Raw genomic sequence first — 23,614 nt, forward strand, 5'->3', positions numbered from 1 at the left:
AATTACGATCTTAGATAAGAGGTTTACAGGAGAGGGAGACAACCAAATGATAAATGAACAAACTTATCCGAATGCGGATAAGCTTATGCGTGTGCTAGCTTTCACACTTGTTTTTTCAGTGATGAACGCTTTTATGTTTAATGTCGTTATGCCTGTGATTCGAGAGGAGTTTCATATTAGTGCTTCCGATGTAAGTTGGTTGCTGACTGGCTATATGATCGTGTATGCGGTTGGCTCGGTGACCTACGGCAAATTGGCAGATAAATATCGTCTTAAGGATTTGCTGACGTTTGGGATTATCTTTTTTGCACTGGGTTCGCTTATTGGACTGTTGGCCAATCAATTTTGGATGCTCATTGTAGCTCGTTTGCTTCAGGCTGCAGGGGCTGCTGTTATTCCGGCCACTGCTATGATCGTCCCAGTCCGTTATTTCTCGGCTGAAAAAAGAGGACGTGCTTTGGGCGTCACAGCAATCGGCTTGGCGTTAGGTACTGCACTGGCTCCGATTATTTCCGGTTTGATCACAGGCTTTGCAAGCTGGCGTTTTTTGTTCGTCATTTCCATGCTGCCACTGATCGCATTGCCGTTCTTTCGTAAATATTTGGACGATCAGCGTGGAGAGGATCAGAAGTTCGATTTTCTTGGTGGATTATTGCTGGGTGGAACAGTAGCCTTCTTATTACTTTCGATTTCGCAAACCAATATGATGTTTTTTCTGGTCGGTATGGTGCTGTTTGCACTGTTTATATGGCGCATTAACACTGCACATGACCCATTCATCCAGCCGAAGCTGTTCCGTAACAAACAATATTCATACGGGCTCCTTATCGCTTTTTTAGGGACGGGGATTAGCTTTGGATTGCCGTACTTGGCACCGCAGTTTCTGAACAGTCTCAATCAGCTTACGCCCGCAATAATTGGACTGGTTATGTTTCCGGCTGCTATTGCTTCGGCTCTATTGGGTAAAAGAGGGGGGCGTTTGGCGGATAGCAAAGGAAATTCGTTTCTCGTCTATACAGCTGTATCGCTTTTGTTTATTTGTTTTATCAGCTTGTCTACGTTTGTGGGTGCGTCTCCGTATCTGATTTTGTTTTTGCTTATTTTCGGAAACGTAGGTCAGACCTTCATGCAAATTGCCATGTCCAACACGATTTCTCGTACCTTGTCGAAAGACCAGATTGGTGTTGGAATGGGGCTGCTATCTCTGCTGAATTTCATTGCCGGAGCGATTACGACAAGTATCTTGGGCAAAACGCTAGATAGTTCGTCGTCCTTTCATCTGAATCCTGTCGTATCTAATGTGCAGGTGTTCAACTTTAGCAATATTTTTACGGTGCTTGCACTGATTGCGCTTGTGACGATGGGACTTTATGCGTTGCAATTCCGAAGGGGTCCACGCGGTAATACGCCTGCTGTTGAACAAGGATAAACATTTGATGTAACCTCATGCCAAAACAAGGGTATAATATAGAAGGAAAAGTTCATCTATGGAAGGACGGAGTGTCCGGCATGACAAGAAACCTTCAATATGTACCCTATGGTTATGAGCCTCCGATCGAGATGCATAAAGGGACCATGGTCTACTATGATACGTTCGAGCAGATTACAGCCAGAGAGCTGGAGCTTTTTGCCGAAACGGGGGCTGCATTATCTTTTACAAAGCTGGTGCTGTATCCGCTGCATGAAGAAACCGTCAGAAGAATGTGGAAGCAGCCGGTACGTTCGTATTACAAGCGGGTGGACGAGCTGGGAGAGTGGCAGCGGGAGCAGGCTTTGAGTGCTGTTGTCATTGAGAGCTGGGAAGGTAAGCGTAAAAAGTATACGCCGATTGAAGCAGCTATTCGTTTTTTGGCGGAAAAGTATACGACCCCACTTTTTTTGTACATGAGTCCTGAAATGGCAAATTTGTGCGCTTCCTATGCATCGTTTGGAGAATGGATTAGAAATGTCAGATTGGTGCTTTCGAGCGAACCACTACAACTTCATCCGAAGCTTGCACAGTACCGTAATCGCTGGAACACGGTAGAAGAAGCGATAAACCGTGACTCTAAGGTTGACAAAGCGGAGCATGAATTATAGAATAAAACTAATCGTAAAAATTACTATTGTAATTGTATACCATGTATTCCAATTAAGGAGGAAGAGAAATGCGCGTAATTGTTACCTTGGCATGCACCGAATCCGGTGACCGCAACTATACAACAACTAAGAACAAAAGAAATCATCCGGACCGTCTTGAAATGAAAAAATACTCTCCGCGTCTGAAAAAGTACACGATCCATCGTGAAACTAGATAATTTGAGGCCTGCTGTATAGCAACCTGAATTATCCTGCTTCCTGAGCGAAGCCTGTTAAGTTTGCAAAAGCCTGCGTTATGGAACCGGCGAAAACTTGAATTAGTCCAGTGGACAGAGCGTCTAAAGTTAAAGCTTGCATCTAAGAGAACGGCTTTTTTTCACGGCTGTATGATAGATGCTGAGCTACATGGCACGCTTTGCCTTTTGAATCGAAAGCACGTGGCTACCGACTTCTCCTGTGCTGGTGTCAGCATTTGGGACGAGCCGGAGGACCATTCACTATATGCTTATATAACGATGAAGGCTGACGAAAGATCCGGAGCGTTCGTGCAATGGGCGATGCGATATATGCGGCATCGTTTGCTTGTCGTTTACGAGCTTGAGCGCCAACCGTTAAGGTCTGTCGTCTTTTTTTCTGGGACATAACCGTTCCTTTTGCCAACTGATGGAGTATTGCGCCAGTACGTTTGAAGTTGAAACTAAAACTACATGAAAGATTAGGTGAAACTAATGAAAAAAGATATTCATCCAACATTGAACAAAGTTATCTTTTTGGACCCTAGCTGTGGATTTACTTTCCTGAGTGCTTCCACTAAATATTCGCAAGAAACGATGGAATGGGAAGATGGTAACACATACCCAGTTATCCGTGTAGATACTAGCTCCGCTTCCCACCCGTTCTTCACTGGTAAACAAAGAAACGTGGATATCGGTGGCCGTGTGGATCGCTTTAACAAAAAATATAACCTTAAGTAAGAACAGTCGAGCGTTGTGTTCATGGATTATGCTTATAATCCGTGAACATCGCTTTTTAAAAAACCTCCTGCATCTGCAGGAGGTTTTTTTGTCTTAATTTAGACCTGTTATTTATAGCGAAATGAAGCACTGTTCCCATTGGTCGGTAATGGATGCTTTGTCGAGCTGCTCCCCAATGAGCGTGACATATCCCTGACTCACGGGAAGTGCAGTAGGCTGCCACTCCAAGTGATTTCCTGAAAATTGCAAAAGCATTGTCCCTTCCTGAGGAAGCACGCAATAACCTTTCGCTCGAAGCAGAGAGGAGCCTAGCCCTGTCAGAAAGCGCTCCAATCGTTGTTTTTCGAGTGGCTGAGGAGAATATTGATGCAGCGTTAAGCTCTCCAAATGGGAAAACGAGTGGGTCTGGTTGGGATCGTGGCTGTGGCTATGACTGTGTGCAGAAATAACTTTGAACGGCGTACTTATAGAGGTAATACTGGGTCGTCCGGAACTTTTGACGGGAATGGGGACAGACAGTGCATCTGCATCAGTGGGCTGGACCTGTGCAGGTGCTGGTTGAGGTGTCTGTACAGGTTTCGCGGCAACGGATGTGGAGGCCAGAACAGGCTCTAGCAGTGGTTCAAGGTCAACCCGGCTATATTCAGTAGTTTGCAGCTTGGCCGTATCGTTGAGCTTGCGGATGCTTTTGACGACCTTCGTCACTTCACGGCTGCTTGCTGCATCCGTCTTGTTCACCACAATGAAGTCTGCGGTGCGCAGTTGTCCGTGCAGGGTGCGAACCAGTTCTTTATCAGCCGTAAAACGGCTATTGTATTCATGGAACAGCTCAGCATCCACAACACTGATGCTGTGAACCAGATAAAGCTGATCTGCCAGTAGAGGGGAGCGAAGCTCCTCCAGTACTTGTTCGGGGTTGGCTACCCCGGTGGTCTCCATGAAGATCAGATCTGGCTCCTGGCTGAGCAGGGTATGCAAAGCCCCTGCCAGTTCATTTCTTTTGCTGCAACAAATGCAGCCTTCTAGCAATCCTTCTACTGTTACGTCAGGCATTTCCTCTGAAATTATAGCGCTGTCTACATTATATTCACCCATTTCGTTCATTAAAACAACAGCACGAAGGGGAATTTGGCGGGTATGGGCTAACAGGCGCAAAAGCAGTGTTGTTTTGCCGCTTCCAAGAAAACCACTGATTAAAATAACAGGAACTTTGTTCATCATTTTTCCTCCTTGGCGGGGTTAGTGTGTTGTGTTCAAGCGATCAAAGGTAGCTACCGAGTCTGCTTGGGTATAGACATAAGGGGATTCTGGCTGCTCGACAGCGGTTATTTTTTCGGATCGAATTTCAAGTACGGGAGCGTTTCCCTTTTGTGCGGTATGCAGTGTTCCTTCAATGGTCACCCAGGTATCCTTGTCAAAGGACGGGGCTTTCTGGGATTGGACGATGATCCCGAAGGGCATGGCATCGGCAGTACAGCACATGACGAGGAATCTTCCTACTGCAAAAAGCCCTTTACCCGGCAGATTGTCGTCTTTATACACAAAGCCAGTCACCTGTACTTTTTTTCCTTCAAAAGCTTGTTTATATAATTCAATGGCTCCAATAGTTTCGGAAAAAATCTCTGGCTTGATCTGTATGATAGGTTGCTGATACAGGCGTTTCGCCAGTTCGGCGAATTCCACATTGTACTTATCAGGCGGAACGAACAGCTTATCCAGCGTTTCCTGACTCCATTTCCCCTCTGGAGGGGGCGAAGTGGGGACAGAAGATGCAGTTGATAAAAGGGAGGAGGTGGATGCTTTCGTGGTCTGTGTATCTGTTTTCCGTCGGATGTCCGGGTTGGGATACGTGAAGGACATGCCTTTTTTGGCGGCCATATCACTACCAAGTGCCTGATTGGGCAGCAAAGAACCGAATAGGAGCGGAATGAGCAGCATTCCATATACGAGTGTTTTTTTGAACCAGCTTTGCGGCAACGGGTGCTCACAATCACATACATCCTCACCGTCCCGCCCCCCAACGATTCCGTGCCATGCCATCGCCAATGCGATGAACAAGAGGGGTACAGGACAGAGTAGGAGTAGCTTTTGCATATGGGGAGCTAGGTAGTAATGAAGTGCATTCGTGCGGCTTAATGAGATGATGTATACAGCCAATCCGATCATGAGCAAGGAGCGAATGCCATATTGCCAGCGGATGCTAAAGGTTGAATTCACGTTTGTATTCACCTCCCCAATAACCATTCAGCAGCTATAGAACCCACTAGAACAAGTGAAACAATGAGCAAGGCCAGGATGGCGACAAATTTGGTGCGGAAGGTGCTTAGTAGCATGAGCGTGCCTTTGAAATCTAGCATCGGACCAAGTACAAGAAAGGCCGCCAGTGGACCCAGTGTAAAGGTATGTGAAAAAGCAGTGGCTACAAAGGCATCAGAGGTGGAACACAGCGACAGTATGTAGGCAAAACCCATCATAAAGGCGTACGATCCGACCGTTCCTTCACTTAACGAAAGCATCTCATTACGTGGGATGAAGGTTTGGATGCAGGCTGTCAATAATGCGCCGATAATGAGATATTTACTCATGTCCAAAAACTCGTCCCCAGCATGTACAAAAAATCCCCGCCATGTGCGATTATGCCGATGAGTCTGATTGTTCTGCTTTTGCTGGTTAAAAGAGAGTAACGACCGTTTGAGCGGATGTACTCGCACAAAGGCATACACGATCAGTCCGATGATCGCGGAAACGGTAAAAGCCAAACCCGTTCGAACGGCAGTGACCTCGGGATGGGAAGGGAAAGCCATCATCGTCGCAGCCAGTACCACGGGATTGATAATGGGCCCGCTTAAAATAAAAGTGATACCCATATAGGCAGGCATTCCCTTGAGCATTAATTGGCGAACGACAGGGATCATGCCGCATTCACAGATGGGAAACAGTATACCTAGTAAGGAGGCCAGCAGGACACCCGGTACAGGATGTGCAGGCGCTATTTTGCGAATCCATGTCTCCGGTACAAGCCACTGCAAAAGGGATGAGACGAGCACACCGATAAGGAGAAACGGAACAGCTTCCAGAAAAATACCCATAAATACCGTTTTTAATGGCTGCAGCTGCCCCACATCTAACAAACGAAGCCACTGGGGAGATAGCGTGACAAGCACAGGGATGAGAAAGGCAAACGGAATCATAAAAGGCAGCATCTTCAACAGCGTACTGTTTTTCATTCCACGTCTCCTTGGGAATAAGGGTTCTTATCTACAGCCTATGCCTGTAAGGGGACAATCATGCCCGCCGGATTGTGTGTGAATCACCTCCCTATATTGACAAATCTGAGCATGCTCATATATATTTATACTCATTAATAGTAATTATTACGATTAAAATCCGATAAATGATTGCAAGAAGGAAATTTTTAAGGTACGATCCATATTAAATGTTGCAAAGACAAGGAGGGGTTATATGATACCGATTGTTGTTTTATCCGGTTTTTTGGGTAGCGGTAAAACCACTCTTCTTCAGCATGCGCTGGCTTACTACAAGGAAAAGGGTCTCAAGCCAGCCATTTTGATGAATGAGTTGGGTGATGTTAATCTGGACGGTAGTTTGGTGAATGGACAAGCACCCATGAAGGAAATGCTCAGTGGCTGTATATGCTGTACCATTCGCGGGGACTTGGGCGTCGAGCTCATGAATCTTGCTGAGGAATATAAGCCGGACGTGATTATTGTAGAATGTACCGGAGTGGCTAACCCGATGGAGATTGTAGATGCAGTGACAGACGCCTCAATTTATTCTACTATGATATTACAATCCGTTATCACGGTCATAGACGCGCGTCAATTTTTGGATTTTGCCTCGGGGAACGAGAGAAGCAAATCGCTTCGTTTGATGCAGGATCAGCTTCGATGCGCTTCCAAACTGATTATTAACAAGACCGATTTATTGGCTGCGGGCGAGTTACAGAAAGTACAGGCCCTCGTAAAAGAGTTAAATCCATATGTTTTGACTGTGAGCACGCAACGAAGTGACGTGGACGCTGGAATTTTTTTCTCCACTCAAGGAGAGGAGCGTATGGATGTTTCGCGACATAAGGAATCCGCAGTTGATATTGAGAGTGAACATCCTCATTTGGAAAATCATCTGCACACGTATGACCATGATGACCATACAGATCATCAGTCTCATGACCATGACCACGAACACGAACATGGGGAGCATTATCATTCCTACGACCATGTAGTTGTTCACACGCATTTTTTTGGACAACCTGTGCCACGCTACGAGTTTGAACAGTTGTTCCGCAGTTTGCCAGCTGAAATTTATCGGGCCAAAGGAATTGTGCGGTTTCTGGAATCAGAGGGTCAGATGATGTTTCAATTTGCCTATCGGGAGCTGGAAATCATTCCGATCCGCCCGCAAAAGCCAGTGAACGATGTAGCGGTTGTCATGGGTGAGAATTTCTCTGCTTCCGAGATCGAGGAACAATTGAGAAAGCTGGAAGCGGCCGAAAAGCCATTGAGTAATTCATGACTTCGAGAACGAGTCACCTTAATCCATCAAGACCTAATCCATCACAACATCATTCTCGTGCACACCTAGCGGGCAAGCCTACTTGGGGATTTACAACAATTCTGCTGCTGACTGCTGGGCTGTTGCTTTCGGTCACACTCGCGGTCATGCTGGGCCCTGTAGCTGTCGCACCGGGGACGATATGGCGAATTGCACTGTCCCATCTTCCCTGGCTGGACCAGTGGATACCCGTGACATGGACCAAGCCTGAGCAATATATCGTTTGGGAAATCCGCTTTCCACGCGTGTTGTTAGGTGTCATCGTAGGAGCAGGACTAGCTGTTACAGGGGCGACTATACAGGCATTAATTCGTAATTCGTTAGCGGATCCCTATATTTTAGGTGTCTCGTCTGGGGCTTCGGTGACAGCCACATTGGTAATTGTGTTCGGAGCTTTCGGGTTTTTAGGACGACTTGCGCTGCCTTTATCTGCTTTTATAGGATCGTTAGCTGCAATGCTTATGGTGTTCGCGTTAGCCCGTGTAGCTGGGAGCATATCGACGACCCGCTTATTGCTGGCAGGGGTGGCGGTGTCTATGATGCTGTCGGCTGTGACTAGCTTTATCGTGACGACGGCCCCGAATGAAAAAGGCATTCGTGACGCGATGTATTGGATAATGGGAAGTCTAGCAGGTGCTCAATGGGACACGCTTTTCATTCCAAGCCTTATTGTAGTCGTTGGAACGGTTGTGCTTCTGACCCGATACCGGTCGCTGAATGCTTTGCTAACGGGTGAAGAGACCGCAGTAACGCTTGGTGTGAACGTACAGGCGTTCCGCGTATTACTGGTTGTGGTGGCGTCTCTTTTAACCGGGGCAGTCGTATCCGTTAGTGGCTCGATTGGCTTTGTCGGACTAATGATTCCGCACATCGTTAGGCTGGTAGTGGGATCAGATCATCGGCGTGTACTGCCCGTCAGCCTGTTGGCGGGAGCTATTTTTGTCGTGTGGGCTGATGTATGTGCCCGGCTTGTGCTGGCTCCACAGGAGCTACCGATTGGTATTGTGACGGCTGTGTGCGGAGGACCTTTTTTTGTGTGGCTGCTGCGTCGTAGTTCCTACTCGTTTGGAGGCGAAAAATGAATATAGAAGTCGAATGCGTGACCTTCAGTATTCACGACAAACGGCTGATCGACGGCATCTGTCTCCAGGTAAAAGCAGGGGAGCTAGTCGGATTGATCGGTCCGAATGGCAGCGGGAAGTCGACGTTGCTCAAAAATATGTATCGTGTGCTAAAGCCTGACAGTGGTGTAGTTACGTTGGATGGCCAGGATATGCTACGGATGAAGTATAAAGAGACAGCCCGACAAATGGCAGTGGTGAGTCAGGATGCGCCGCAAACGTTTGATTTCTCAGTACGGGACATCGTCCTGATGGGTCGCCATCCGCATAAGAAACTGTTGGAAGCAGATACTGTCGTCGATCATGAACTGGTCGAGCAGGCGCTGGAGCGGGTAGGCATGAATGCTCAGGCAGATCAGGGCTTTGCCACCTTGTCTGGCGGCGAAAAGCAACGGGTATTGATCGCCAGAGCTTTGGCCGGGCAGGCGAAATTTCTTGTTTTGGATGAGCCGACGAATCATCTGGACATCCGGTATCAGCTGCAAATTCTGGATTTGGTCAAAACACTTCGGATAACTACGCTAGCTGCACTGCATGATTTGAATTTAGCGGCATTTTATTGTGATCGAATGTATGTATTAAAAGAAGGCAAAGTGGTAGCCTCCGGCATAACAGAGGATGTGCTTCAGCCAGACCTGCTGTGGAGTGTATTCGGGGTCGAGACAGAAATCTGCATTCATCCAAAAACCGGAAAGCCGAATATTACCTTTTTACCGGATTCTCTCAGGAGAGGAGGCCATCCATGATGTTAACAGAAAAGGCGATACGATGAGGTAAGAATAACTACAAATAAAAGAGGAGACGGTACATATGAAAAAATATAGCAGGCCCGCGTTACCGCTGGTTATGCTCGCTTTGGCGATGATGCTGTTGTTATCAGCCTGTGCAGCAGGAAACACGGCCCAAACAAGCGATCCATCCGCAAACGGGCAGCAACCTGCCGCATCCCAATCAGCAACCAAGGAGACGTCGGTAGAGCTTGAAAACATGGGCGTTAAAATGGCATTTCCCGAGGCGCCTAAACGCGCGGTTACACTGAACCAGCACGCGACTGAGGTTATGCTGGCTCTTGGACTGGAATCCTCTATGGTAGGAACTGCGTATTTGGATGATCAGATTTTGCCAAAATATAAGGCTCAATATGACAAAATCCCGGTACTGGCCGAACAATATCCGTCCAAAGAGGTGTTTATGGCCGCTGCACCGGATTTTGCCTATGCGGGCTGGAAGAGTGCTTTTAATGATAAAAATCTGGGTTCCCGTGAGGAGCTAGCCAAACAAGGGGTGCTGACCTATGTACAGGAGTCCTCAAATAAGCCGGGCCCCACATTAGAAGATGTATATCAGGATATACTAAATATTGGGCGTATTTTTAGGGTTGAGGAGCGTGCAGAAAAGCTGGTAAATGAAATGCGTGAACAAGTGCAGTCCATTCAGACTCAAATTGGTGTTGTTGAACAGGCACCCAAGGTGTTTGTTTATGACAGCGGAGAAGACAAGCCCTTTACGGCTGCCAACAATTATCTAACGTCTTTGATTGAAAGTGTGAAGGCGAAAAATATTTTTGATGATATCGACAAAAGTTTTACTGAGGTAAGCTGGGAAGAGGTTGTGAACCGTAATCCTGACGTCATTGTCATTCTCGACTATGGAGATACTTCACTGGCGGATAAAGAGAAACTGCTTCTGAACAAGCCTGCGCTGGCTGGTGTGGAAGCGATCAAAAACAAACGGTTTATAGTCCTGCCATTATCCGCAGCGGCTGAAGGCGTGCGCGCTCCGATCGCGTTGAAAACCTTGGCTGCAGGCTTGTACCCGGACAAAGTGAAGTAAACAAACAAAAGAGTTGCCAAAACATTGACGAACCTTGCCTAAACTGTTAAACTTGCTAATGCGTAAAGGTTACGTTTATCAAACGCCTATTTTTTTATTACCAAATCGTAATAATTACGATAGATGGTTTAATGATCATAAACGACCTGGAGAATCTGCGCAAAGGATGATTGCTCAGATGGCTCCAGGCTTTTTAAAGGAAAAGGAGATTTGCGTCATGTTATTGGCCTCATTGGAACAGGTCACATTTGGCTACGGAGATGTTCCTAACTTGGTGGATGCCAATGTTGAAATTTTTTCGGGAGAATTTGTAGCCATTACCGGACCGAATGGTGCTTCCAAGTCAACCATGCTCAAACTGTTGCTCGGCTTGCTTCAGCCTTGGAAGGGCAAGGTGTTCATGTCTAATCGTACAGGTGAAGGCAAAAAGCTCGTTGTTGGATTTGTATCCCAACAAATTGCCGCCTTCAATGGCGGATTTCCAAGTACGATTTTGGAATTTGTCCGTTCAGGAAGATATACTCATGGCTCTTGGTTACGCCGTATGCGGTCTGAGGATCATGATCTGACGGAGCAGGCGCTGCGTCAGGTAGGCATGTGGGATTTGCGTCACCGTAAAATCGGCGAATTGTCCGGTGGACAGAAGCAGCGTATTTGTGTGGCAAGAGCGCTCGCTCAGGAATCGGATTTGCTCATTTTGGATGAGCCTACGACCGGAATGGATCAGGAAAGCCGCTACCACTTCTACGATCTGATGAATCAACAGGTTAAGGAATATGGAAGAACCGTGGTCATGGTGACCCATGGACTATCGGAAGTGCAACATTATCTGGATCGAATTATTGAGCTTGAGAGGAAGGAAGATGGCGGATGGAAATGCTGCACTACGACTTCATGCAGCGGGCATTTTGTGCCGGTGGGGTAATTGCACTGCTGGCCTCGGTGCTTGGAGTATACCTGATGCTACGGCGTCAGGCTCTCATGGCGGACATGCTATCGCATGTATCGCTGGCAGGGGTGGCAGCAGGTGCCTATTTAGGTATTAACCCGACGATAACCGGATTTATTGTTGCCGTAATCGGAGCGATTATCGTTGAGTACGTCCGCAGGTCTTATAAAACATATAGTGAGATATCTGTGGCTATTATTATGGTAGGTGGCCTCTCGACGGCCGTTATTTTAATGAATCTGAATCAGAGCATCAACAAAGGATTTTCCGCTTATTTATTTGGTTCGGTAGTAGCTGTCAATCAGACAGAGCTGATGTTGATGATCGTTGTGGCTGTCATCGGAGGTATTTTCTTTTTCGTGTTTCGGCGCCCTTTGTATCAGATTACTTTTGATGAAGAAACGGCGAAGACCAACGGTCTTCCTGTCAAGTCCATCTCATTTGCATTTAGTATTTTAACAGGGATGATTGTAGCTGCTGCAATGCCGATTGTCGGTGTGCTGCTTGTCTCCTCACTCATCGTGCTCCCTGCAGCGCTGGCGATTCGAATTGCACCGAGCTTCGCGGCAGCCATCTGGATATCTATGGTCACTGCATTGATCGGCGTATTTATGGGTTTAACGGCATCGTATGAACTTAGTACACCCCCAGGGGGGACAATTGCCATGGTGCTGTTATTATTCCTGATTGTAGGAGCTGGTATACAAAAGCTGGTCCGCAAGCTGGGCAAGCAACAGGCTTCGCGACGGCAGAATGCGGCAGGTCAGTGAGTGTAATTACAGTGAGAATAACTAAAAAATCTAATGGATAAAGGAGTAATGAATATGAATACATGGTTCAAAAAATCATTTGTATTGTCTGCGGGACTAGCACTTATTTTGTCTGGCTGCGGAGCCAAATCTGATAATACAGCTACAAACGCTTCCCAAACCGAGCCGAATGCGGCACAAACAGCAGACAAGCTGAATGTGGTCACCACTTTTTATCCAATGTATGAATTTACCAAGCAAGTTGCTGGAGACCATGCTAACGTAACCGCGTTGATTCCAGCTGGTGCCGAGCCGCATGACTGGGAACCGAGCGCCAAAGATATGGCACAGGTAAAGGATGCTGACGTGTTTGTTTATAACGGTATCGTCGAAGGCTGGGCAGAACAGGCTTTGAGTAGCGCGTCCAACGATAAGCGTGTTGTAGTTGAAGCGAGCAAAGGGTTAAACCTGATGGAAGGCACCGCTGAGGAGGAAGAAGGAGAAGAAGCACATGCAGAGGAAGGCCATGATCACGATCATGTGATGGACCCTCATGTATGGCTTAATCCAGTCTTGGCCCAAAAAGAAGTGGAGTCCATTGAAGCAGGGCTTGTAGCAGCCGATCCAGCAAACAAAGCTGATTATGAGAAAAACGCTGATGCTTATATCGCCAAGCTGAAAGAGCTGGATACCGAGTTCAAAACAGGTCTGAAAGATGTAAAACGTAAAGACTTTATTACGCAGCATGCTGCTTTTGGTTATTTAGCTAAGCAATATGGTCTGACCCAAGTACCCATTGCCGGATTATCTCCAGAGCAAGAGCCTACACCGGACAAGCTGGCGGGTATTATCAAATTCGCTAAAGAAAATAATGTTAAAACGATTTTCTTCGAAACTCTTGTTGATCCGAAGGTCGCTGAGACCGTAGCTACTGAAATCGGTTCAAAAACCGATGTACTGAATCCGCTCGAAGGATTGACGGATGAAGACAAACAGAAGAACCTGGATTACCTTGGTGTGATGAAAAACAATCTGGAGGCTTTGAAAAAAGCTCTGAATGAATAAGAAATGCTAAACGAATAAGTTTATAAACTGACGTCGGAATGATACCGACGTCAGTTTTTTTATAACTATCCAAGAAGATTGTGCTTTTATGGCTAGTGCTCAAGATACAGTAGATATATAGTCCTTTGTAATTTGCTTTTCAGAAATGATTTACGTCATTGTGAAACGTTTTTTTGAAAACTAATTCTGTAGTAGCTAGTTTCAAATTTCTTTTATAATTCATTGGTAGCGTTTTTATTTTTACAGATTCTTTCTATTAATTTTACCAGTTTTTTCACCGATATTGAAGTTTGGGCGTGCATATCATTTGACAACGGATTGGAGAGATTAATTTGGCAGCAGTTATAGTAGTGGATGATTCTTTGTTTATGCGTTCTGTACTTAAAGATATTCTTTTGGATTTAGGTCACGCTGTTATTGCGGAAGCAGAAAACGGGTATGATGCTGTTTTGAAATACGCACACTTTCGTCCCGATTTAATCACCATGGATATTAATATGCCTAAGATGGACGGGCTTGAGGCTGTTAAAAAGATCATAGAACTTGATCCCCAAGCCAACATTTTGATGTGTTCTGCTTTGGGGCAGCAGGAAGCGATTATAAAAGCATTTCAGGCAGGTGCAAAAGACTTTATTGTTAAGCCATTTGAGATGGAAAGGGTCGTGAATGCAGTCACAAAATTGCTTGATAGTTAATGAATCAAGATTTTTAATACATAATTATTGAACATGTAGAAGCAGGAATTCCATGCTTATTTTCACGAATATGGAGATGAATAGAATGAGCAATCGAGTGTTGTCTCAAAAAGTATTTATAGACGAACTGATCGCTACGATCAAGAAAGGAGGGCTTGTCCCTGTAAATTATGAACAACTCGTCAGCGAACAAAGAGAAAGAATGGATGCTCTTAACAATGAACTCACCCTTCGAATTGAGGGATTAGAGACAGATTTGATCTCTGCTTCGACATATTCCATTCCTTTTGCCAATGGCGAAATTATGTTTCTTGCTCGCTATATTGTACTCATTGGGGATCATACCGAGGGATACTTTGTGTTCTATCGAGCAGAAGACTGTGAAAGCCCAGAGGAATATCAGTTTTTAACAAGCTCTTATCAACTTCCCCATTTATTACTTGAATTATCTCTTTCTTTAAAAGAACATGGTACTAATGAGCCGCTTGATATTCTCACTTATTGGAATGGCCCTGTCCATCCTCTGAAAGATTTGAATAAAGAAGATATTAAGCTATCCACTTATGAATTTTAATTCCCTTGAGAGAGTCAAATCCCTCAGGGGATTTTTTTACATTGATAATCAAACGCATGTTCGCATATAATACAAACAAACGTTCTGATAAGGAGTGAAGGATCATGTTGGAAAAATACGTGGGGCAGATCGTGGAAATCGTGTATTTGGATCGGAAGGGCAAACTGTCTCATCGGCGTATCGAGGTGCATCGTGTGCAGAATGGCTTGATACGAGCCACCTGTTTACAGACAGGCCAGCCACGTGTTTTTCGATTAGATCATGTATTGGCATGGCATCCGGTAACCAGAACAGCATAGGAGGGGCTTACGATGGGGAAAAAGCTTGAAGGAAATGGCATATGGGAAAGCTCGCGCATGATTTTGCCTGAGCATCGGGAGGCATATTTAAGACTGATGAAGGAGCAAGGTAGGCGCGGCAAACCGACACTGGACGATCAGGAAATGCAGCAGATTGAACAGGCCATCATCGTATCCTATAACGAACGTAAGCCTATTACGCTAAAAGTGTTCAATCCATTTGATGATGAGGAGCTGCGTGGACTGGTCACGGTGATTAACACAAGTCGGCGAGAAGTGAAGCTGTCCCGTGGGGAAGAGGATTTTAGCTGGATTAAGTTGGAGGAAATTATCGAGGCGGATATATAAAAAACAGTCTGACTAAGTCGGAGTGCTTTTTACATTTGTCCCGCCGTTTTTTTAAAAATAAGATTGTAGCTCTATGAATTCATATTTAAAATAAAACTGTAATTGCAAAAAGGAGGAGTTCAATATGAAAATAAGTAAAAATAATGCTGAACATTATATATGGGGAGATCAATGTGATGGTTGGCGCTTAGTGAAAAATAAGGATTTGAGTATTATTCATGAGCGGATGCCCGGAAATACTCATGAGGTCAGACATTATCATCATCATGCACGCCAATTTTTCTTTATTTTATCAGGTACAGCGGTACTTGAAGTGGATGGTGAACAAATCCAATTAGGATCTCAGGAAGGGTGTGAGGTTCCTCCTATGGTACCTCATCAAATGTTTAATGAAACGAATGAGGATGTTGAATTTTTGGTTATCTCTCAGCCTGCGAGCAGAGGCGATCGGGTTCTGACCGAATAACTTAGAGTATAAAAATAAAACCAGCCTAGCACATATAAATCAAGTGCCGACTGGTTTTTTATCAATAAATGTCCTTAGCATCTGCTGGGAGAGCTTTTACGCGATGGAGATAGTTCGTAACACGTTGATCGTCCAGAGTCGGATATTCGTAACCATAATGGTTCGCTACTTCCAAGGCAACTTCTCTAAATAAATTTCCCATGATCAAAAGAGACTGCCACATATGTTCATAATCTGCATCCGCAAACGTTTGAATGTAGAGCGTCCAAAGTCGAGGCTCAAGATGGTTCTCGAAATATTTTCCCTGCTTTCCCGGATCTGCCGCGAAGTCGGTTCGTATACCAATATGCCATTCCAGCATCAAGTGAAGCGCATCCCTTACAGGCCGATCTAGCATAAATTTGGCATAGGGCAGCTCCTGTCGCCATAATCCTTTAGCTACATAAGTACTGACCCACCAGAACTCTTTGCAGGAATTCGCATAGACTTGGGCAGTTGGAGGTATCGTCTTATAATCTTGAAGACTTGGCGGTGGGAAAGGCTCCACCAGTCCATCTTTATCCAGCAGCAGTACACTTAAGCTGTCTCGGGTCCAATTGACGATGTTATTCGCAGGGTAGAGTGTAAGATCTATGCGATTGCCGTCCGTAAATAACATGAGAAAAACAAAGCGATCATGGGGCGTCGAAGTAGGTTCCATATGCTCATCGGGCGTCTGCATAATGATCAATTCACCAAAGTGGTTGATCCAGTGACGTTCCTGAATAAAGCTGTCCATGGAAGATACGAGAAAGACGATATCATAATCCTGAAAAATGTCCCGTGGAGCATGTGGATTGGCGCGTGAACCATTCAGAATCACGGCACGCACCCGTTCGTCCGCTTGAGCGAATTGAAGAATAGTATGAAGCATTTCATGTTCACTTCTCATTACAGCTGTCTCCACAAGCGGTATCGAAAGGAAAAAAACGTAGACAAGACAGCAGTAGAAATAAAGGCTACCAGTTCAAGGATCATCAAGAAAAACAACCTCCTGTAAGTTATTTTATCTGGGAAAAGTCTCCTATCCTTACAATAGTCTATACACAGAAGCCATTTCAAAAGCTTATGAGAGGAAGTCCGGATAATAAAGCCTTCTTTAAAGAAATCAACATATTGCTTCAAGAAATTCTATGACCTACATATCTGGTGGCCTATTTGAATAGTTTACGAATGGACTCTATATCATAATCACTCGTAATTTTATAGGAAGTGACTTTATTTTTCGTTTTGGTTTCATCATATATTTCTATATAGTTTTGGTCATACAGGGTGATTCCAAATAAGTCCCTTTCGTTTTCGTGATCTACGAAAATACTGAGCATGTATGCAGAATTAAGACCTTTATCTAATACACTGGATTTTCTTAATTTCATTTCAGCAAGAGCATTAAGAATACTTTGAATTTCATTTTTGTCTTTTACCAATTGGTCTGTATAGTCTGGCGATTTACTAATGAGAATAGTATTAATCTTGGCTGTATCCATGCGATCCAAAACGACTTTTCTAAAAGAGGTATCCAGATTTACGATATAAATCATTCCGATTATAGCTGCAATCAGAATGATTGCAGACTTAACGATGTAACGTTTACGTCTTCTCATAGGCTACATCTCTCCTTAGTTGTAGAGGTGATGAGCTTCAAGACTTGGTACCGACTGCAAGCATATGCGGGCTCATACCGATCACAGATTCCTGCTCTTCAACCTGCCGTGCTATATCCAGCAAACGGCTGCGATGGGAAGGAAACGCCCACTTTTCCTCAAATCCGGGTGCAATCCAGACTGGACCTTCCACGCCCAGTACACGAGGCTTCGGCAATCCAGCCGCCTGCCAATCTGCACGCAAGGTATCCGGTGTATGAAAGTAGGAGCGCGCGATAAAAGAGGGGTAAGCAACAGGGCGCACATGCTGACCGTCTGTTAGCTCCTGTCTGACCATATCCATGAACGCATCTTCCTCCACAATGGTGTTGCACTCACCGTACACGGATAGTCCCCACAGTAGCGAGCCAAACCTGGAAATAGCTGAAGTAATTAGCGTTCCCCCTTTTTTTAAGACGCGTGCCGCTTCTTGGAGTGCTTTTACTCGTTCCTTCTGTTCCGTTAAATGATATAAAGGTCCCATCAATAGCACGATGTCCGCGCTTTCATCTTTACGATCGAGATTTCTGGCATCCGTAGTTTCCAGCTTGCTGATGATGGGTTTATTCAGTTGCTGCTGACGAGCGAATTCAATGGCTTGGGAAGATAGATCAAATAGATGAACTTCGTATCCCAGCTCCGCCAGCCACGAGGAGTAGACCCCTACACCGCCGCCGATATCGTAAATAACATGAGTAGACTCTCTGAGATAACGTGAAATGATTTCCTTTGATCTTTCTAGCTCTATTTTTCCGATACCTCGCTCTAACCTGCCTATTTCTGCACCGCCATCATAATAAGCCCAAATTTCATGTGTATCTTTCTCGAGCATAGTGCACCTCATCTCAACTGATTGGAATAATATAACATTATCACTTACATCATGAACAAGTCTACCGTGTTTAGGATAAAGAAACCCTCGGAAGTATTGGAAAAGAAAAAAGCTGCTCCCAGTAGCTAAACCTACTTTTTTGGGAACAGCTCTTATTTAAATGGTGTTTGTTTCCAGCATGCCTTCGAGATCTTCTTTGGTGAGATGGTAGTGTGCGTTACAAAAGTGGCAATGAGCTTCAGCCTGTCCATCGGTATGGATCATATCTTCTATTTCTTTATTTCCTAAGCTGATAATGGCATTGGTAACGCGCTCTTCTGAGCAGGGACAATGAAATTGTACAGGCATGGTTTCCAGTATATTCAGGTTGCCTTCTCCCAAAGTCTGACCCAGAATCTGCTCTGGTGTAAGACCTTCCATAACCATTGCGGAGATGCTTGGAATGCTCTTAATGCGTCGCTCGATAAAACTGATAACCTCTTCCTGCGTATCTGGCATCAGCTGAATAATGAAACCTCCAGCCGCCTGAATAGAGTTATCCGGATTAACAATAACTCCCGCTCCTACAGAAGAAGGAATTTGCTCGGATTGGACGAGATACGATGTGAAATCCTCGCCCAGCTCACCCGATATGAGAGGGACTTGTCCAACGAATGGGTGTTTTAAGCCGATATCTTTGGATACAATGAGCGCTCCATCTGTTCCTACAGCTCTGGCGACATCTAATTTCCCGATCTGATTAAGCTCAAAATGGGTTTGTGGATTTTTTACATAACCTCTAACTTCACCTTTGGAGTTGGTATCGACAAGAATAGTGCCGATAGGTCCACCACCGTTAATTCTGATCGTCAGTTTATCTTCATCTTTAAGCATGGCTCCCAGCATGACACCCACCGTCATGGAACGTCCCAGTGCAGCCGATGCTGTGGGCCAGGTATAATGACGCCGTTGGGCTTCACTTACCGTTTCCGTTGTTCTCACGGCATAAGCCCGTACCTGATTATTGTAGGCAAGAGCTTTTACTAAGTAATCGTTCATGTTCATGTTCCTCTCTGATAATTAGTGTTCTTTACAAGACCATTTTTTCCTGAATCCAGTTCTCCAAAGAAGTAATTTTGGCATCATATCCTTCTTTAAAAAAGTCAGCGGATAGTGACGCGATGGTTTCCCTTTTCAGAACGGCCTTCCAGGAGGCTTCCGCTTCTTCCATCAAATTTGTCAGTAAACAACACTGATCGTCTTTCTTTAATTCAAGCATTTCGTTGTATATACCACTGGAAGAATAAAGGGTTTGTTGTCCCTCAATCGCTAGGTAAATATCAAATACCCGTATATCCTCAGGTTTTTTCTTTAATTTGAACCCGCCCTTGACACCAGGTACAGAAGTAATCAAATCGGAGCTAACCAATTTTCGTAACAGTTTATGAAAATAAGTAGGTGAAGCACCTAACTGCTGGCTAATGGCCTCCCCAGGTAAAACAGCTTTGTCCGGCAGCATCGTGAGTAGAAGAAGAGCGTAGACAGATTGTTCGACACCTGTTTTCATATGCACTAGCAATCACCTCAATATTTATAACCAGGCTAATGTGGATAACCATTATCCACATATTTGCATAATAGATGAGCTTATCATAAAAGTAAACTGATTTTTGATAAAAACTAAAAATTTAAATCATTTGCAATTCATAACGGGACACATTATTATAATTGACGTATCAATTGATAGGTCAAAGAATTAAGGCGTTGAGGGAAATACGTATAATAATATATTGACAGGGGGTTTATATATAATGACTACGCGGAACGTTGCACTATCTATATTAGATCTTGCACCTGTCATTGAAGGCGGCACTCCTGCCGATTCCTTCCGCGACACGGTGGATCTTGCCCAGCATGCAGAACAATGGGGGTACCATCGGTACTGGCTAACGGAGCATCATAACATGCAGGCAGTTGCTAGTGCAGCTACGTCCGTGATCATCGGGCATGTAGCTGCACATACAAACAAGATTCGGGTCGGTTCAGGCGGTATTATGCTGGCGAACCATGCTCCCCTCATGATTGCGGAGCAGTTTGGAACATTAGAGTCGCTCTATCCGGGACGAATTGATCTGGGACTTGGCCGTGCTCCAGGCACGGATCAACCCGCGATGAGGGCACTGCGGCGAAGGCTTCATAGTACTGGGGAAGATTTCCCCGAGCAATTGAATGAGCTGCGTTCTTACCTGAATCCAGCGCTAAGCGGAGCAGTTCCGGGAGTAAGAGCGGTTCCTGGAGAAGGGCTGGACATTCCCATCTGGTTACTGGGATCAAGCGGATTCAGCGCACAGCTGGCAGGTCAGCTTGGGTTGCCGTTCGCGTTCGCCAGCCACTTTGCCCCGGCTCATTTGCTACAGGCTTTAGAGTTGTATCATCGCAATTTTCGACCATCTAAAGCACTGGATAAGCCCTATGTGATGGTCGGTGTTAATGTGCTTGTTGCAGATTCTGATGAGGAAGCGAAAAGGCTCTTTACATCACAAGAACAACAGTTTCTAAATGTGCTGCGCGGGCACAGCGGAGGACTGAAGCCACCAGTTGATGACATGGAGAAACTCTGGAGTGAGCAGGAAAAGGAGGCGGTTCGTGGTAATATGCTGGGGTATTCAGCCATTGGCAGTCCTGACACCGTCAAGCAAAAGATAGATTGGATTATAGACCAGACTAGAGCCAATGAGCTGATTACAACCTCTCAGGTATATGACCATCAAGCGCGCCTGCGCTCGTATGAGCTGCTAGCCAAAGTAATGCGAACAGACGATTAGTTGGTCAAACCATAAGGCCGTGCTGAAAAAGGTTCTCATAACCTGATCTGGCATGGCCTTATTATATTTTAAAGCTTATATTTACGAATCAAATAGGTTGGGGTCCAGCTCCACGCGTGACAGTAGCTGTTGATTAGATAGCTGCCGTAGGGTGAAAAGGCTTTGTTATGGGGATCGTACAACTCTCAGAACGTGTCCGCTCCATTCTGATGGGAGGCATACTGCTTTACCTGCAGGGATGTTATAAAGCCACCCTTCAAAAACCAGTGAGAAGACGATTTGGAAAACTGCGGGACTAGGTAAGCTAAAAGACTTAGAAATCCCCACAATTTGTAAGAATTTCTCCATTTGGAGGGTTGCGAAAATGTTGGAAAAGCGAGTCTATTCAGACATGGAATGTTGTTGTAACATAAAGTTACGCACCTTTCTTGTTGGCATGGTTGATTTGACACTTCCATGATACCAAACAAGTAAGGTGTTTTTTGTCAATACGGAAAAATTTATTCGATTTTTCCTTACTCACTCAAGGGGTTAGGCTGATTTTCTAGGTGCGAAAGTTGAGTTAATAATTTGTTAGATATGATTGTTTGTTTACCCACAAAATTTAGACATTTATTCAGTCAATCGGTCCGATCAAACCTCAACCTAATCAGCGGATATGACGGTGCTTGGAATTCGTGTATTCGCTGCCGTTGTTCATCACAAAAAATTATTGTTCAAAAGTTTGGTGGGATGAATTGAGCTAAAGAATTATATGATGAATGGTGAGAGTGGCGGCCGGAAGTCCAAACACTCCCAGCCTGACGAACCCGCCGTTCCTGCCACAGGATCACCTGCTTGCGAACCAGCGGAAGCCTTACAAATTTAAGAAGCTTTTCTAACCGTAGGAATGATTCAGCTATCCTGTACTAGAACATCGGCCATTGTAGCCACATATGTATACGGGAAACGCCTGTGGTGTACAGCTTTAGGGAGCAGCAACTTAAGAAAGGGTGAAAGTATGGAAATATTTAGTCAGCAAATTCAATCGCATACTAACCGACGTCTTGCAGTAATTGATACGAAGTTTCCATGGAAGCTAAGTGGTTTTCGATATTGGGAGAACTTTAATATATTCGAGCAAAGGCCTGATACTTTGTTCTTTGCAACTGAACCTAATGATGATTATTTTCCTTCTAAAGTTTATCCTTTTTCTGATTTTATGAAAGTTGCAGTGTCTGAGGGGGTTACAGATGTATATTGTGTTTTCTTAAATTTAACACTTAGTTTGCTTGGTCATGGCTTTCTTCCGGATGGAAGTTATTTGCCAGGAGCAAATCCTAATCTAAATATTAAGCCATTCTTAGATGACCGAAATATTAATCTTCATGCTACCTTGTACCCTGGTGGCGGACTGGATCCATGGACAAAAAAAGAGTTTCTTTCCATTGCAGGACAGCATTGTTCGACCGTATTTACAAACATCAATGAAGTTATGGAATCGATTGTTGGAAGTATTTATTATCCCGTTGTGATTAATACCGACTTATATACATTCAAACAGAAGAAAGTTGAAATGCCTATACAGTTAACATTCTGTGCTTTTAATGCCATTAGAAAAGGTTTCCCCATTATGGCAGATGCATTTAATCGACTTACGGATGATTTTCATCTTAATCTAATTGGTGATTGGGAAGATCAATTACTTCTATTGAAAAATAAGAATTATACATTCTATGGCTTACTTTCCCCTGAAGAGTTAAAGTCAGTGTACGAAAGAACTCATATATTTCTAAATTGCAGTGTTCCGGATCGATTTGCTTTAGATGGTTTTCCAACTACGGCTGCCGTTGATGCGATATCGACAGGATGTGTACTTGTTACGACAAACCCCCGAAATGATAGATTTATTCTTGAGGAAGGAAAGGATTATTTTGAAGTTGAACCTAACGGGTACGCAATTTCTGAGAGGTTGTTTTGGATCCAGGATCACTTTGAAGAAGCGTTGATTGTTGGAAAAAATGGTTCTAATAAGATAAAAAGTAAATTTAATGCTAGTCAAATAGTGAAATCAAAGCTTGCTAACATATTTAAGTAATTTATAAATATTTGGGTTTTGACTATATTAACTCACGGTTTTCAGCTTTGAAGCAAGAGCTGCGAGAAGGGGATACCGCAAATCGATGGGGGTTTCATTATTTATGGAATGAGAAACAAAAGCAGGAACAATTTGAGGATTTAAAAAACAAATCTGTAAGAGTGTTGTAGCATGACGCAAGTGGTATTTGTAACAAGGATGAGGGCACCCCTTTCTCTTAGGGTGCTTTTTTATGGTTTGGAATGATATAGGAAGGGGCAAATCTTTCATTTCCTTTCCTTGAGAGAGAATTAGGAGATTTCCAAAACTTGAGAACAACGAGTAGATTGAGGCTCGATCGGACCGAATGACAGAATAAATAATATCTTATTTTTTAATGGGTAAACAAACAATCATATCTAACAAATTATTAATATAATACATGGGAACTCCAGGTTCCTTTTCTATTTTCGTCCTAGTATTTTACTTGATTGCATGGAGTTATTGTTAATAACC

Annotated in this window: 26 protein-coding genes; 18 read left to right on the top strand and 8 right to left on the bottom strand. The window is 44.5% G+C overall.

Annotated elements, in window-relative coordinates; genetic code table 11:
- The first annotated feature begins 46 nt into the window (after positions 1–46).
- The 4 genes from MKY98_RS11435 (at position 47) to MKY98_RS11450 (ending at position 3,053) form a co-directional block, all read left to right on the top strand.
- Positions 47–1,429 carry an MFS transporter gene (locus MKY98_RS11435; protein WP_069010194.1) on the top strand — a complete coding sequence of 461 codons (1,383 nt, stop codon included), beginning with the start codon at positions 47–49 and terminating at the stop codon, positions 1,427–1,429.
- A gap of 80 nt (positions 1,430–1,509) precedes the next feature.
- Positions 1,510–2,079 carry a hypothetical protein gene (locus tag MKY98_RS11440; RefSeq protein ID WP_069010193.1) on the top strand — a complete coding sequence of 190 codons (570 nt, stop codon included), beginning with the start codon at positions 1,510–1,512 and terminating at the stop codon, positions 2,077–2,079.
- Between the two features lie 68 nt (positions 2,080–2,147).
- Positions 2,148–2,297, top strand: coding sequence for a 50S ribosomal protein L33 (rpmG, locus tag MKY98_RS11445; protein WP_013310116.1), 150 nt, complete (start codon positions 2,148–2,150; stop codon positions 2,295–2,297).
- A 510-nt stretch (positions 2,298–2,807) separates the two neighbouring features.
- Complete coding sequence (locus MKY98_RS11450; RefSeq protein WP_013310118.1) at positions 2,808–3,053, top strand: type B 50S ribosomal protein L31; 246 nt, start codon at positions 2,808–2,810, stop codon at positions 3,051–3,053.
- Between the two features lie 111 nt (positions 3,054–3,164).
- Here MKY98_RS11450 and MKY98_RS11455 read toward each other — a convergent pair whose 3' ends face one another.
- Genes MKY98_RS11455 through MKY98_RS11465 form a run of 3 tightly spaced genes read right to left on the bottom strand, consistent with a single transcriptional unit; the run spans position 3,165 to position 6,280 of the window.
- Entirely contained in the window at positions 3,165–4,274 is a 1,110-nt protein-coding gene (locus MKY98_RS11455; protein WP_049817075.1) for a CobW family GTP-binding protein, read from the bottom strand.
- Between the two features lie 18 nt (positions 4,275–4,292).
- Positions 4,293–5,270, bottom strand: a complete 978-nt coding sequence (locus MKY98_RS11460; RefSeq protein WP_029519156.1) for a TIGR03943 family putative permease subunit — start codon at positions 5,268–5,270, stop codon at positions 4,293–4,295.
- Positions 5,271–5,278: 8 nt separating this feature from the next.
- Complete coding sequence (locus MKY98_RS11465; RefSeq protein WP_029519157.1) at positions 5,279–6,280, bottom strand: permease; 1,002 nt, start codon at positions 6,278–6,280, stop codon at positions 5,279–5,281.
- A 235-nt stretch (positions 6,281–6,515) separates the two neighbouring features.
- On the opposite strand from MKY98_RS11465, the gene MKY98_RS11470 reads away from it, so the two are divergent.
- From MKY98_RS11470 to MKY98_RS11525, 12 genes are all read left to right on the top strand, one after another.
- The gene (locus MKY98_RS11470) at positions 6,516–7,586 is read left to right on the top strand and encodes a CobW family GTP-binding protein (RefSeq protein ID WP_029519158.1); all 1,071 of its coding nucleotides are present in this window, start codon (positions 6,516–6,518) and stop codon (positions 7,584–7,586) included.
- Entirely contained in the window at positions 7,583–8,707 is a 1,125-nt protein-coding gene (locus tag MKY98_RS11475) for a FecCD family ABC transporter permease (RefSeq protein WP_069010192.1), read from the top strand. The genes MKY98_RS11470 and MKY98_RS11475 overlap by 4 nt, the downstream gene beginning before the upstream one ends.
- On the top strand, positions 8,704–9,492 hold the full coding sequence (locus MKY98_RS11480) for an ABC transporter ATP-binding protein (protein ID WP_029519160.1): 789 nt from the start codon (positions 8,704–8,706) through the stop codon (positions 9,490–9,492). Before MKY98_RS11475 ends, MKY98_RS11480 begins: the two co-directional genes overlap by 4 nt.
- Positions 9,493–9,556: 64 nt before the next feature.
- Positions 9,557–10,579 (top strand): ABC transporter substrate-binding protein, encoded by a 1,023-nt coding sequence (locus MKY98_RS11485; protein WP_069010191.1) that lies wholly within the window; start codon positions 9,557–9,559, stop codon positions 10,577–10,579.
- A 217-nt stretch (positions 10,580–10,796) separates the two neighbouring features.
- Positions 10,797–11,504: a metal ABC transporter ATP-binding protein gene (locus tag MKY98_RS11490; protein WP_039273487.1), complete on the top strand. Its 708-nt coding sequence runs from the start codon at positions 10,797–10,799 to the stop codon at positions 11,502–11,504.
- Positions 11,450–12,298 (top strand): metal ABC transporter permease, encoded by an 849-nt coding sequence (locus tag MKY98_RS11495; RefSeq protein ID WP_029519163.1) that lies wholly within the window; start codon positions 11,450–11,452, stop codon positions 12,296–12,298. The genes MKY98_RS11490 and MKY98_RS11495 overlap by 55 nt, the downstream gene beginning before the upstream one ends.
- 54 nt (positions 12,299–12,352) lie before the next feature.
- On the top strand, positions 12,353–13,342 hold the full coding sequence (locus MKY98_RS11500) for a metal ABC transporter substrate-binding protein (protein ID WP_029519164.1): 990 nt from the start codon (positions 12,353–12,355) through the stop codon (positions 13,340–13,342).
- A 332-nt stretch (positions 13,343–13,674) separates the two neighbouring features.
- Entirely contained in the window at positions 13,675–14,037 is a 363-nt protein-coding gene (locus MKY98_RS11505; RefSeq protein WP_029519165.1) for a response regulator, read from the top strand.
- A gap of 85 nt (positions 14,038–14,122) precedes the next feature.
- Entirely contained in the window at positions 14,123–14,611 is a 489-nt protein-coding gene (locus MKY98_RS11510) for a hypothetical protein (protein ID WP_029519166.1), read from the top strand.
- Positions 14,612–14,715: 104 nt separating this feature from the next.
- A complete protein-coding gene (locus MKY98_RS11515) occupies positions 14,716–14,910 on the top strand; it encodes a hypothetical protein (protein WP_013310131.1) in 195 nt (64 codons plus the stop codon).
- Positions 14,911–14,922: 12 nt separating this feature from the next.
- Entirely contained in the window at positions 14,923–15,258 is a 336-nt protein-coding gene (locus MKY98_RS11520) for a YolD-like family protein (RefSeq protein ID WP_029519167.1), read from the top strand.
- A gap of 124 nt (positions 15,259–15,382) precedes the next feature.
- On the top strand, positions 15,383–15,724 hold the full coding sequence (locus tag MKY98_RS11525; protein WP_069010190.1) for a cupin domain-containing protein: 342 nt from the start codon (positions 15,383–15,385) through the stop codon (positions 15,722–15,724).
- Positions 15,725–15,785: 61 nt separating this feature from the next.
- Here MKY98_RS11525 and MKY98_RS11530 read toward each other — a convergent pair whose 3' ends face one another.
- The 5 genes from MKY98_RS11530 to MKY98_RS11550 all read right to left on the bottom strand — a co-directional run bounded on the left by MKY98_RS11530 (position 15,786) and on the right by MKY98_RS11550 (position 19,784).
- A complete protein-coding gene (locus tag MKY98_RS11530) occupies positions 15,786–16,655 on the bottom strand; it encodes an aminoglycoside 6-adenylyltransferase (RefSeq protein ID WP_069010189.1) in 870 nt (289 codons plus the stop codon).
- A 262-nt stretch (positions 16,656–16,917) separates the two neighbouring features.
- The gene (locus MKY98_RS11535; RefSeq protein ID WP_069010188.1) at positions 16,918–17,367 is read right to left on the bottom strand and encodes a DUF5301 domain-containing protein; all 450 of its coding nucleotides are present in this window, start codon (positions 17,365–17,367) and stop codon (positions 16,918–16,920) included.
- A 37-nt stretch (positions 17,368–17,404) separates the two neighbouring features.
- Positions 17,405–18,238: a class I SAM-dependent methyltransferase gene (locus tag MKY98_RS11540; protein WP_069010187.1), complete on the bottom strand. Its 834-nt coding sequence runs from the start codon at positions 18,236–18,238 to the stop codon at positions 17,405–17,407.
- A 156-nt stretch (positions 18,239–18,394) separates the two neighbouring features.
- Positions 18,395–19,276, bottom strand: a complete 882-nt coding sequence (hslO, locus tag MKY98_RS11545) for an Hsp33 family molecular chaperone HslO (RefSeq protein ID WP_069010186.1) — start codon at positions 19,274–19,276, stop codon at positions 18,395–18,397.
- Positions 19,277–19,307: 31 nt separating this feature from the next.
- Entirely contained in the window at positions 19,308–19,784 is a 477-nt protein-coding gene (locus MKY98_RS11550) for an Rrf2 family transcriptional regulator (protein ID WP_080658677.1), read from the bottom strand.
- A gap of 244 nt (positions 19,785–20,028) precedes the next feature.
- Here MKY98_RS11550 and MKY98_RS11555 point away from each other — a divergent pair, with 244 nt between their 5' ends.
- Positions 20,029–21,042 carry an LLM class flavin-dependent oxidoreductase gene (locus MKY98_RS11555; protein WP_069010185.1) on the top strand — a complete coding sequence of 338 codons (1,014 nt, stop codon included), beginning with the start codon at positions 20,029–20,031 and terminating at the stop codon, positions 21,040–21,042.
- Positions 21,043–22,042: 1,000 nt separating this feature from the next.
- Positions 22,043–23,119 (top strand): glycosyltransferase, encoded by a 1,077-nt coding sequence (locus tag MKY98_RS11560; RefSeq protein ID WP_080658678.1) that lies wholly within the window; start codon positions 22,043–22,045, stop codon positions 23,117–23,119.
- The last annotated feature ends 495 nt before the right edge of the window (positions 23,120–23,614 follow it).

This window comes from Paenibacillus sp. FSL M8-0228 (genome assembly GCF_038007385.1).
Taxonomy (GTDB): Bacteria; Bacillota; Bacilli; order Paenibacillales; family Paenibacillaceae; genus Paenibacillus; species Paenibacillus polymyxa_D.

Coding starts and splice junctions, on each gene's coding strand:
- MKY98_RS11470 (WP_029519158.1), top strand. CDS start 6,516: ATGATACCGATTGTTGTTTTATCCGGTTTTTTGGGTAGCGGTAAAACC.
- MKY98_RS11465 (WP_029519157.1), bottom strand. CDS start 6,280: ATGAAAAACAGTACGCTGTTGAAGATGCTGCCTTTTATGATTCCGTTT.
- MKY98_RS11485 (WP_069010191.1), top strand. CDS start 9,557: ATGAAAAAATATAGCAGGCCCGCGTTACCGCTGGTTATGCTCGCTTTG.
- MKY98_RS11495 (WP_029519163.1), top strand. CDS start 11,450: ATGGAAATGCTGCACTACGACTTCATGCAGCGGGCATTTTGTGCCGGT.
- MKY98_RS11440 (WP_069010193.1), top strand. CDS start 1,510: ATGACAAGAAACCTTCAATATGTACCCTATGGTTATGAGCCTCCGATC.
- MKY98_RS11475 (WP_069010192.1), top strand. CDS start 7,583: ATGACTTCGAGAACGAGTCACCTTAATCCATCAAGACCTAATCCATCA.
- MKY98_RS11550 (WP_080658677.1), bottom strand. CDS start 19,784: ATGAAAACAGGTGTCGAACAATCTGTCTACGCTCTTCTTCTACTCACG.
- MKY98_RS11490 (WP_039273487.1), top strand. CDS start 10,797: ATGTTATTGGCCTCATTGGAACAGGTCACATTTGGCTACGGAGATGTT.
- MKY98_RS11480 (WP_029519160.1), top strand. CDS start 8,704: ATGAATATAGAAGTCGAATGCGTGACCTTCAGTATTCACGACAAACGG.
- MKY98_RS11510 (WP_029519166.1), top strand. CDS start 14,123: ATGAGCAATCGAGTGTTGTCTCAAAAAGTATTTATAGACGAACTGATC.
- MKY98_RS11500 (WP_029519164.1), top strand. CDS start 12,353: ATGAATACATGGTTCAAAAAATCATTTGTATTGTCTGCGGGACTAGCA.
- rpmG (WP_013310116.1), top strand. CDS start 2,148: ATGCGCGTAATTGTTACCTTGGCATGCACCGAATCCGGTGACCGCAAC.
- hslO (WP_069010186.1), bottom strand. CDS start 19,276: ATGAACGATTACTTAGTAAAAGCTCTTGCCTACAATAATCAGGTACGG.
- MKY98_RS11525 (WP_069010190.1), top strand. CDS start 15,383: ATGAAAATAAGTAAAAATAATGCTGAACATTATATATGGGGAGATCAA.
- MKY98_RS11535 (WP_069010188.1), bottom strand. CDS start 17,367: ATGAGAAGACGTAAACGTTACATCGTTAAGTCTGCAATCATTCTGATT.
- MKY98_RS11530 (WP_069010189.1), bottom strand. CDS start 16,655: ATGAGAAGTGAACATGAAATGCTTCATACTATTCTTCAATTCGCTCAA.
- MKY98_RS11520 (WP_029519167.1), top strand. CDS start 14,923: ATGGGGAAAAAGCTTGAAGGAAATGGCATATGGGAAAGCTCGCGCATG.
- MKY98_RS11450 (WP_013310118.1), top strand. CDS start 2,808: ATGAAAAAAGATATTCATCCAACATTGAACAAAGTTATCTTTTTGGAC.
- MKY98_RS11560 (WP_080658678.1), top strand. CDS start 22,043: ATGGAAATATTTAGTCAGCAAATTCAATCGCATACTAACCGACGTCTT.
- MKY98_RS11555 (WP_069010185.1), top strand. CDS start 20,029: ATGACTACGCGGAACGTTGCACTATCTATATTAGATCTTGCACCTGTC.
- MKY98_RS11435 (WP_069010194.1), top strand. CDS start 47: ATGATAAATGAACAAACTTATCCGAATGCGGATAAGCTTATGCGTGTG.
- MKY98_RS11540 (WP_069010187.1), bottom strand. CDS start 18,238: ATGCTCGAGAAAGATACACATGAAATTTGGGCTTATTATGATGGCGGT.
- MKY98_RS11455 (WP_049817075.1), bottom strand. CDS start 4,274: ATGATGAACAAAGTTCCTGTTATTTTAATCAGTGGTTTTCTTGGAAGC.
- MKY98_RS11515 (WP_013310131.1), top strand. CDS start 14,716: ATGTTGGAAAAATACGTGGGGCAGATCGTGGAAATCGTGTATTTGGAT.